Genomic DNA, 10,184 nt, shown 5'->3' with positions numbered 1-10,184 from the left:
GGGCGACCCTTACGCCCGCAACAAGCTGATTGAGCACAATTTGCGTTTGGTGGCGCATATTGTGAAGAAATTCGAGAACACGGGTGAGGACAGTGAAGATCTGATCTCCATCGGTACCATCGGCCTGATCAAAGCAATCGAGAGTTATCAGGTGGATAAGGGCACCAAGTTGGCTACGTATGCTGCGCGTTGTATTGAGAATGAGATAGTAATGTCAAAAGGGTAGCTCATGGGATGTAGTCATATGAGGAAGGGGACCTACATATTGATTGAGTTCACTTTTAGAAATCAGTTTTACTTTTTTTGAAACAGTTAAATTCGGATTTTCGGCAAGTAACAGTTGATCTTTATTAAGTGGATGGATTAAGTACCATTATTCTCCATTTGAACTGTTGCTGACGAATTAGCAGCAATAATTAAAGGTGGAATTGAAGCGGTTAGTTCTATGTAATAAAGCATTTTGGCGACCATCAGCCTGTTTATTATTACTTGTATAATCCCACATCGTTAAGTTCCGAGGCGCAAACTATGGACATGTGTTAAACGAGCCATTGCACACGATAACGGCTGGCGGAACGCATCACGGAGAGGTAAGAGCTTTTCTGATGAAGTATTACAGCTCTGGCGTCGGACAAGAGTGTAGCGAGCCTCTACACACCTTACCCACCAAGGACCGCTTTGGTTTAGTGACAGTCCACGGAGAGGACTATCAAAAATCGTTGATATTGGAATGCCAATGCTAGAGTTAAGAGAGTTGCTCGTTGCGGAAACTCGGTATCACCACCATTCGCGGAAGCGCTGGTCAGAGCGAACCTGCCAGAACATTGTACCGGATCAGGAAACGCAGTAGCATTCGAACGTTACATACAGCTTGCCGGACAGATAGCTCTGACGGTGCAAGCTGATTAAGTACAATCAATTTTTAAAAGGAGTACGTGGTGAAACCATGATGCTATTGTAGTCATTCCGATTATCTGGATCAGTATTCAAAAACATTACCATAAAATCGCCAACTTTATACCAAATCTCAAATCTATATTTTTGATTCCCGTACGTATTTTCACCGAAAATATTAAAAATCTGTTCTTTTGTTAATGATTCAAATTTTGCTTGTATGACAGTTAGACGTTCCTCTCCTTTGTATTTATTAAGCATATATCTATACCCGTTTCGGTCGAAAAAGCGGGTATGCAACCTTACTGAAACATAGTCTTCGTCTTCTATACCAAATTTTGATTTCAGTTCTTCTTTTGTTAGATGAAAAGTGATATCACCACCTAAATTTCCTTCATGGATATTCTCTAGAATGTGGGTAAGAAACTCTTGAGCGTTTGATTGAGATTCTTGGGGTTTGAATCTTTCATAGGCGGTCATAGATGAAACATCTTTTACACTGGAAAATGCCGGAGTAAGAAGATACATTATCAAACCAATTACTAGGGCAATTTGTTGGATCTTATTCATGCAAGGCCTCCAGGATTATTTCACGATCTCGTTCATTAGTAGTACTTTTTCAACAGATATTGGTTCGGCATAAGTGTTTATCTTAAGGTTGTATTGCATCACCTCGTTCGTTGCAAATTACTTCCAAATTATTATTATATCGGATTTAGTGTTTAACACAACGGTAATTGAAAAAAGCCCCCAATAGGAGGCTTATTCAAATTATTTGGGGTCACAGTGGGGAAGGGGTTTTTTGGAACCGCCCCCCCCCCCCATCCGCCTCCACCCCCACCACAATTGGGCTCACTGTATGCAAATACAGCCGTAGAGACTGACATTACCAAAACGGCTGTTAAGGCAAAAGAAAAAAGCTTTTTCATTAGTATCACCCCCTTTACAGAAAGTTACGAAAATAGAATAATCCAATTTCAATTTCTTGTAAAATGGTGATCTTTCAATCATTAGAATTCTTACCTATGGGAACTTAACACACGATCTGTTAGTTGCCTGAAGGGCGAGGGGAGAAATGTCGGTGATAGCATATGTAAAGGTCTGGGATACACGCTTGAAAAGATGGGGGTGTATCGCCGCATATCCCGTATTTTGAGGAAGTCGTCAAAGAACCATGTGAACGTTGCCTAAAGGAGTATGGACTAGATGATTATCCTAATTTCGGATATAAAGCTGAAAGCAAAAAATCATCGTCACTTCTGAAAGGGTACAGCTTTACTGAACGAATGACTGGCCAGTTAATCAAGATCACCTTCCTCAAAAATGAAGGGATCTTCTATGCACACTTGGAATTGCTGCGCAATTTTGACGGCTAGCTTAGAGACGGATTGTACTTTCCTTTTCCAAAAAGCTGATCGTTTCTCTTCTTGCGCCAACAAAAGGGCAGCAAGGACTGTGGAATTGGGAGGAGAACGGGAAGGAAGCATTGCAAGTGATAAAGATACGCTATTTGCGGAACCAACCATCACGACAGCATCAGATGAGAATTTTACATTTGGAAAGCAAAAGATTTAGAGGAGCTGCTTGTAGAACGTTTCTATGCAGCCCTCTAAATCTTATTACAAATCTAGTTCCACCAAGGACGCTCGCTCAAGGCAATGATATATTTCACATTGGGGTCAACTCTTATTGCATCTTGGGAAGAAACATGTACTCTGAGTGTTCCGCCAGCCGGCAAATATATATACCAGGCTTCGCGTCCTGTATCCTTAAATACACGATTTCCTGAACCAGAAAAACTCATATCACGAATCTGATAGTCTAGGCTGCGATTTTGGTAGGTATCGAAATGAAGATAGAATGCTTTTCCTTCGCCTGTATTGTTTGTCCATTGAAAATAGTCATGATCCATTGGTATGTTAGGATCTGGATATGATTTGTAAAAAGTACCTTCAAAACTATCACCAATTCCTTGAAAATAATTCGGTGAGTCAAAACTATCAGGCTCTCTGGCATCACCCATAGCGAATGCTGAAGATGACATGGAAAGTAGGCAGGTCGTAAGTCCAAGCGTTGAAATCAGTTTTTTTAATTTCATAAATGCAACCTCCTAAAATTTTGTAAAATCATCCTTAGATAATTTACGATTATTTCCATAAAATGTAAATACTTTTTTGCTACAAACCAGAGGAAAGAAATCGCATTTTGACATAAGAGAAATTCTATTAATTAGGAGTGAATTTTGATGAAGTGGAAAAATGTAAGTGATTCGAGAGTAACTCATATATATAAGGTAGTTGGAGAGTATGACGTGTGGGCACATGTGTTACTTCCGTTTCCCAAGTTTAAGGTAAAGATCAAAGAAAGTAGCAAAGGTGGTTTCACAGGTCAGGTAAATGTTGCTTTTAAATCTCGCTTGGACGGATCGCCAGATTGGATTGTTGGTTTAGGGAATGCTCCCGATGAAGCTTTAGAAGATGCCATTAATAACTTTATAAACAGTGTCCCAGAAAATGAAAGTCTAACAGAAGAGGACTTTGAGTGGGCTGATCCACACGACTTTTAACATAATATTTAAGGAATAAAAAAGAGACAAAAAAGTAAGCCCCCAAATAGCCCGTATATATGTTAGGAAAAAACATTATAGGATAAGCTGCCACGAGGGGGAATTGGAAAGATGAGCGCACAAGAGCAACTGTCATTTCTGAAAACCAGTAAACGAAAAAGAAGTCAGAAAGGCTGTTGTTAAAGGGTTAAAAGAGTACAAAGCCCTTCGTGTTGCTGTCCAAAATAAAAAGGAGCGACAGGAAAAGGGCATTGATCAACTGTTTCCACGCCTTCAAAAGTCTGAGTCCATTCATGAGTTGAAAGCACGACAGATTGAAAGGGCTTTGCAGTATTCGTTGGATGAAGTAGAGCGGCAGATCATCGAAGAGAACTATCTCAGCACATCATGAGTCAAAGATATCAATGTTTATCTTGATATGGGCCTGACAAAGGACCAATACTATGAGAGAAAAAAAGATACTATACGATAAATTGCTACGGCACCCGGGATGATCTGAATGTCTTTTTTTTTATGCCCAAAATATCGACAAAAACCCAATAAAAAGCTGGATAAAACTCGGACAAAATCAGGGATAAAAGGCAGGACGATTTGAAATGTTGAAATCGGTAATCTTGAGTCAAGAGCAAGCGAGATTCGCTCTTGGGGGATACCGTCTCGTACCTGAGCGAATTTATGGGTGATGAGGTATATGACCTTACGAGAGGCGGATATTCTGAGCCTGAACGAGCTAGTCTTGCGATGATCGTAGCAGGGAACAATACAATTGTTTTTTTCATTGTATGCATAACAGCGGTTTTCAAGTTTTGGGACCTCTTGGAGCTGTGGAAAATCGCGAATTACTCTGCTGGGGTTTACCGGACAAGAGGCGTAAGGCTTCGGCCCCTCGCCTCTTGTCCGGTATCTCTCAAATTCGAATACGCCGATCCTGTCTCAAGAGTGCAGATTTACCAGCTGTACCGCCTCCTCTAACCTATCTATGGCGCAATAAGTATGAGGATTGTCTCGCGGCGGATGCCCCTGCCGAGAATGTGGGGGCTTTAGTATAGACAATCTATTTAAAATACCTCAAAATGTAATTCGAAGGGGGGATTTCAATGTTACAAGGATATATAACTGTTTACACTTCTTGGGCTGGATTAGGTCAATTCATTGATAGTGGCAGTTGTACTGCTAGGTTGGAACAGGAGGGTCCCTGGACTCATCCAATAGTAGTACCGAGAGAAGCGGTAACTAGAGGCGATAACTCTAGTGCAGTAGTTGGTGTGGATCTTAGGGAAATTGCAGGAGAAAAATAAGCACCCACGCGGTGCTTTTTCTTTTGAAAAACAAGATCAATAAGATGGGCTTGCTAGGTTGACAATTAATTACACAAATTTACATTACAGTATGATTCTGTGAGCTAACAAGACTCTTTGATAAAATGGAGACAAGCAAATAAGAAATAAGCCACTCGGAACGCCGGGTGGCTTTTCTGTTTGCCATCTGATCAGATAATTCACAAATCAAAGGAGAGAAATTTTATGAAGAAAAAAATTTACTTGGTTTCGTTTAAGGAGAAAACATCTAAGAGAACGACACTAAAAGAAGTACATGAAAGTAACCTGCAAAAGCTAATTAAGCACGGAGCAAAAGTACAGAAAGAACTCAAGAATTTGCCTCGTACCTTTATTATCAGTGATCCAGATGAAAGTGTACTTGTTTCGTTAAGAAATGACCCAGACATTCTCGTGGTGGAAGAGAATATTGAAGACCAGCCCTTAATGGCACAAAACCCACCAGAATGGCCATCTACATTAATTGGCTTACCAGAATTCGTTTCTAGAGGGTACACGGGTGCAGGTGTAAAAGTGGGTATTATCGACTCAGGTTTCGCAAATCATGAGGACATTGTTTATGCAGGCCGCTATAACGCTTATGCAGCAGTCTATGGATATACAACTCCACCAGAGTCTGACTATCTGGGTCACGGAACATCAGTTGCAGGAATTATTGGCGCACGTAATAATGATAAAGGTTATGTGGGAATTGCTCCTGGAGCGTCTCTTTATTGTGCAAAAATTACCCATGAAACTGGAAATGGTTTGGACGTAGCAGCTCAAATTGAAGCGATAGAGTGGTTGGTTAGGCAAGGAGTAAAAATTATTAATTGCAGCTTTGGTGGAAGGGTAGATGTGGAAAGCCGTAGGATCGCTTTTCGAGATGCTGCATCGTTTTATGATATTTTAATAATTTGTGGTGCGGGTAATGAAGGAAATGTAGGCGGGGCAATGAACGACAACATGATTTATCCAGCGAGATACGATTTTGTATTATCTGTAGGGTGTCTAAAGGCTAATAAAGAACCTGCCGTATATTCAAGTCGTGGTCCTGAATTGGATGTGTCTGCTCCTGGTCATAATGTAATGACAACCATTCCTTCAAGCGCCAATAGAAATGGGATTAATCATTATGATATTTCTAAGGAGTACGGATTATTTACTGGTACTTCTTGTGCAACTCCCCACGTAACAGGACTAGCTGCCTTGTATTGGCAAATGAATCCCTCTTATTCGGCTAATCAAATTAAAAATTTGATTTTGTCAAATGTAGAAGAGTTGGGTAAAGAGGGTATGGATGTCGTCTTTGGAAAGGGAATGGTTATTTCCCCGTGGACCCCACGAAATTCATATTCAGGGAAATTAACGTCTAGCGCTACTACAATTACAGGTTCTCATACTAATAGCAATTTAGTTAATGGTGGTGTAAAACATTTTAAATATGTGGCTCCAACATCCGACAGATACTTGTTTAAAACAACTAATCAAATGAAAACTCATATTCGTGTTTATGATGAAAGCTATAAATTGCTAGGGTTTAGTCCATATGGAACAGTGACAGGAGTAACGAGTGCAGTTGTATTTCTTGATGCTGGAAAAACTGTTTACATTAGCGTTTCTGGAGAAGATGACTCTCAAACAGGTCCTTTTACATTAGAACTGTATAGCGCAACCCCAACTGTAGTTAAGGAGGATTTTGAAGACGCACAATATGCATTTGACTTCTCAGGCGACTGGGTACGTACCAATCTAGAGCGATATGATGGCACATACAGTTTTACCAATAAAGATATTTCTGACGGACAAGAATCTAGAGTTAGTTTTAATATAAATATTCCTTCAACTGTCTCTAGTGCAATTTTGTCTATGGATTATAAAGTCAGCTCAGAAAGTAACTTCGATTTTTTTGAAATTTTCATTGGAGGAATGAAAGTTTTGAGTGTATCTGGTAACGTTTCTTGGACAAAGTTCGAGACTCCGGTTCAATTCGGACCCCATACAATTACTTTGAGGTATAGTAAAGACGGAGGTACGAGTAGTGGATCTGATTCAGCTTTTGTCGATAATATTACACTAAAATGGTAACGTGCGCGTTTTATCATGACATTTTAATCAGTAAGAAACTTTACCTACACTCTGACCCGTCTTTGGACGGGTCTTTTTTATTGGAAGGTTTTCGACAGAATCACGACCATCAATTGATTAGATGCTTGCAAATGTGATTGTTACAATAACTATATGGGAAATTAGATGAGCAATCAGGGAAGCTGGGGGCTCTTCTTTCTTGGTGTAAAACAAACCCAAACAACAGTGGTGATGATCATTTAGTGCGCCAGTTTATTAATACTGGAACCGGAGAAATACTTTATTCGGAAGAAGTGCTACGCCTGTTCAGTTGGTCTCAGCTCAAAGTTCGTTAAGATCAAAGCCAGCCAGTCTTTCAAGAGTCACGATAATTATCCTCTTCATCTATGATGTTATCTAACACATTAGGAATTTTTCAAATGATCAACAGCCGAATTATGTGAAATCAATTCATTTACGACCTTCTATTGTTTTCTGTCTGAAGTAAAGAAACAGAGGAAAAGAAAATGATAGACCAACTGTTAAAGTTGCGGCGATGTAAATCCACCAATGCTTCATGTGATGCTTTCTAACTTCTTGAAAAAGAAATACCCAGAAAATGAAGCATGAGATAAGAAAATCGGTTGCAAAAAACGAAGAAATGTCGTTTGCAAAAAGTTCCGATGTAAAAAGATTGATATCTAATCCATTTGTACGAAGGAACGGAATGAAATAACTGTAAGGCAAGACTGCCCCCAAAATTGCCAGTAATAAATATAGGTTTTTCATCCTCAACTTTCCCCCTTATTTTTGGAGATATTATACAGTAGGTAAAGAGTCCAGTTCAATTAGTTTCGGAGTAAACTATTTACATTTTAGGGAATTTATATGTTCCTCGAAATGCTAAATACCATGGTGAACAATACTGTAGTTTTCATGAAAGGCCTGTTCAGCAATAGCTGCCAATGCAGATAGGGTTTTAGTCAGATCATCTCTGGTGCAATTCCACATCTCATAGTCACCATTCCCATTCTCATCCATAGCAAAGTCTCCGGTGAACTGGAAGGTTGAAGGAGCCAGAGAAAACAACCGTGACCAATTTAAACAAATTAAGGTTTTCGTTCATATAATTACAATGCGTACTTAGTCAATGACGAAGAAATCGTCAAAAATCTCTCCATCAAGATTGAATAGTAGTTTATACCAGCCAAGTTTCTTGTTTTTAAAAACGATTGGAATGTATGAGACAACGTAATCAAATCCGTATGAGATTCCCTTATATGTCATATTTTCATCCCATCTATCGATGAACATGGCTAATGAATCGACCTAGTTTCAACCTCATGTGTGAGGCACCATTGTTTTAAGAATCCACTGTTCAAAAAATCACGACCTTTGGTAACTTTTTACCTTTAATTTACCACAATAGAATAGTTATGTAGGCCAGTAACCATTCCCAGTAATAGGTTGGATGATCAAAGTACCAAGCCCGATCATAACAATTACTTGGGCCATAGTCATTTGAGAAATTGATTTTCTACCAGCAATTCGCAGTAGAAGAGTACCGAGTACAATTACACCTACAGATTGCCATAGCAAAGTCCAACTCAAGTGAATACCTCCGCATTCATGATGATATAGGTTGCCAAATTGCAGGAAAAGTTTACAAGCCACACGATTTGTTAAATGGGGAGGAGAGACGATGCAAATATGTAGTAAGGAGACGACTAGGCAAGACAACAATCAATGTGTGAAACGATAGTGGCAGAGAATGAAAGAGGCGCTAAGGTATTTATACGCTTAGCGCCACGGGGATTGGTTATTTCAGTACATTCAAAGCACGACGTAGTTTCTTTGCAAACTCTATGGGTGGCTCAACAGATTCAATATGCAAATACATGAGACGTGGCTTATCAAAGAGCCAGTGATTGTGCAGGGCAGAAACGATAAACCCTTCTTTACGAACAGCGTCAATAAACTTTTGGACTTCGGTTTGCAGGAGTGTAAATTCACCTGTATTCAAGGTGTTGCCTTCTTTGTCGAGGGATTCAATGGTAATTTCGTGCTCTGTATCATATGGCTTGCCCAAGATTGTTGCATTGAGGTTACGCTGAATGGTGATAGAACAAGTATCATTTGACATGCCTGTCCCACCCAGAATTTTGGCTATACGATCGCATAAACTTTTCGGTATTTTCAAGTGTGATCCTCCTTTTCTTGTTTTCATACATTCTATGTAGAACAGAATAAGAGGTTCTGGACAGGGGGGAAAAAGGGTGCATGTACAAGTGAAAGGATAATAGCAAGGAGATTACTACAAATGATTACACGAGAGTTTGAAAGTGAAGGACCAGATAAACAAATTGCTACGGCACTCGGGACGACCTGAGTGTTTTTTTTATGCCAAAAAGACCGGCACAAACTCTGGATAAAACGCGGACAAAATCATGGATAAAGGCAGGACATTCTGAGCATAAACGCACTAGTTGCGACGAGTGGAGTAGGGGATATGCAATTATTCATTTTATTTTTAAGTTGTACACAGTTACTAAATTTCAGGAACCCCTCAGAACTTTGGAAATTTCGAATAATTCTGCTTGGATTTTAATGAACAGGGAACTACATGCGAGATTTACGGCTCCGGCCACTCGCCCCTTGTCATTATTTTTAGGCGATCTGTAATTACGGAGCAGCCTACCGAAAGAAATCCCAAAGTTTTTAAATAATACACTTGTACTAATTTAAGATTGCGTGTTATGATGTTTTTGTAATAAATGGGAGTAAATGGAAAGGTTATCCGTAACATTTAAATGTCGGCAACAAAGTCCACTCTCCCGTTAACTTGCTTCTCTTCTGAGGGCGGGTAAAAATAAGAGTAAGAAGGAGTGTTTTTCGATGAAAAAGTTTCTGACTAGTTTAGCAACACTGGCACTATTGACTTCAGCTGTACCTGCATTTGCACAGGAGGGACAGCAATCCCCTGCAGCTACTGCAACGGCTCACTATTCATCATCCAAAATATCTTCTAACGAAGATGAAAAGTATGAAGATATGTTTCAAGATATTGGGGTGAAGTTTAATTATATTCCAGGCGCAGATAGATATAAGTGGGTTCGTTACAATGTAACAGATGGATATGAGGATGCGACTGGTACTTCGTACACTACTAGCTCAAAAATTTATAGTTTAAGAATTGGAAAACTATATCGAATACATGCTTATGCGGTAGACGAAAACAATAGAGTACTCGCCGTATCAGCCCCGGTTGAAATTAGAGGGGAAAAAGGTTGGGATACGGTTATTAATTTTTGGTTAAAATAATGCTGACTGAATAGTTAGAC

Annotated in this window: 9 protein-coding genes and 2 pseudogenes; 6 read left to right on the top strand and 5 right to left on the bottom strand. The window is 39.6% G+C overall.

Annotated features, from left to right (window positions below):
* Together HP401_RS08165 and HP401_RS29850 are read left to right on the top strand one after the other, a co-directional pair.
* On the top strand, window positions 1-226 hold a 226-nt coding region (locus tag HP401_RS08165), incomplete at its 5' end, for a sigma-70 family RNA polymerase sigma factor (RefSeq protein ID WP_173604688.1).
* A 271-nt stretch (window positions 227-497) separates the two neighbouring features.
* Window positions 498-909, top strand: a pseudogene (locus HP401_RS29850) (DNA cytosine methyltransferase); the annotation flags it as partial.
* A gap of 6 nt (window positions 910-915) precedes the next feature.
* Here HP401_RS29850 and HP401_RS08160 read toward each other — a convergent pair.
* A complete protein-coding gene (locus tag HP401_RS08160) occupies window positions 916-1,464 on the bottom strand; it encodes a hypothetical protein (protein ID WP_173604687.1) in 549 nt (182 codons plus the stop codon).
* Window positions 1,465-2,521: 1,057 nt separating this feature from the next.
* Window positions 2,522-2,992: a hypothetical protein gene (locus HP401_RS08155; RefSeq protein WP_173604686.1), complete on the bottom strand. Its 471-nt coding sequence runs from the start codon at window positions 2,990-2,992 to the stop codon at window positions 2,522-2,524.
* Between the two features lie 147 nt (window positions 2,993-3,139).
* On the opposite strand from HP401_RS08155, the gene HP401_RS08150 reads away from it, so the two are divergent.
* The 3 genes and pseudogenes from HP401_RS08150 to HP401_RS08145 all read left to right on the top strand — a co-directional run bounded on the left by HP401_RS08150 (window position 3,140) and on the right by HP401_RS08145 (window position 6,864).
* A complete protein-coding gene (locus tag HP401_RS08150; protein ID WP_254457029.1) occupies window positions 3,140-3,460 on the top strand; it encodes a hypothetical protein in 321 nt (106 codons plus the stop codon).
* 111 nt (window positions 3,461-3,571) lie between these two features.
* A pseudogene (locus HP401_RS29845) lies at window positions 3,572-3,932 on the top strand (ArpU family phage packaging/lysis transcriptional regulator).
* A 1,051-nt stretch (window positions 3,933-4,983) separates the two neighbouring features.
* Window positions 4,984-6,864, top strand: a complete 1,881-nt coding sequence (locus tag HP401_RS08145) for a S8 family peptidase (protein WP_173604684.1) — start codon at window positions 4,984-4,986, stop codon at window positions 6,862-6,864.
* Between the two features lie 450 nt (window positions 6,865-7,314).
* On the opposite strand, the gene HP401_RS08140 is transcribed toward HP401_RS08145, so the two are convergent.
* The 3 genes from HP401_RS08140 to HP401_RS08130 all read right to left on the bottom strand — a co-directional run bounded on the left by HP401_RS08140 (window position 7,315) and on the right by HP401_RS08130 (window position 9,043).
* Complete coding sequence (locus HP401_RS08140) at window positions 7,315-7,632, bottom strand: DUF2834 domain-containing protein (protein WP_173604683.1); 318 nt, start codon at window positions 7,630-7,632, stop codon at window positions 7,315-7,317.
* Window positions 7,633-7,746: 114 nt separating this feature from the next.
* The gene (locus HP401_RS08135; RefSeq protein WP_173604682.1) at window positions 7,747-7,884 is read right to left on the bottom strand and encodes a hypothetical protein; all 138 of its coding nucleotides are present in this window, start codon (window positions 7,882-7,884) and stop codon (window positions 7,747-7,749) included.
* Window positions 7,885-8,662: 778 nt separating this feature from the next.
* Entirely contained in the window at window positions 8,663-9,043 is a 381-nt protein-coding gene (locus HP401_RS08130) for a DUF1259 domain-containing protein (protein ID WP_012685641.1), read from the bottom strand.
* Between the two features lie 695 nt (window positions 9,044-9,738).
* Here HP401_RS08130 and HP401_RS08125 point away from each other — a divergent pair.
* Entirely contained in the window at window positions 9,739-10,164 is a 426-nt protein-coding gene (locus HP401_RS08125; protein ID WP_012685642.1) for a hypothetical protein, read from the top strand.
* Window positions 10,165-10,184 lie beyond the last annotated feature (20 nt).

The sequence above is a fragment of the Brevibacillus sp. HB2.2 genome, from assembly GCF_013284275.1.
Classification (GTDB): Bacteria; Bacillota; Bacilli; order Brevibacillales; family Brevibacillaceae; genus Brevibacillus; species Brevibacillus brevis_D.
Note: the sequence above shows the minus strand (reverse complement) of the source record. Positions and strands in the feature narration are given on the sequence as shown.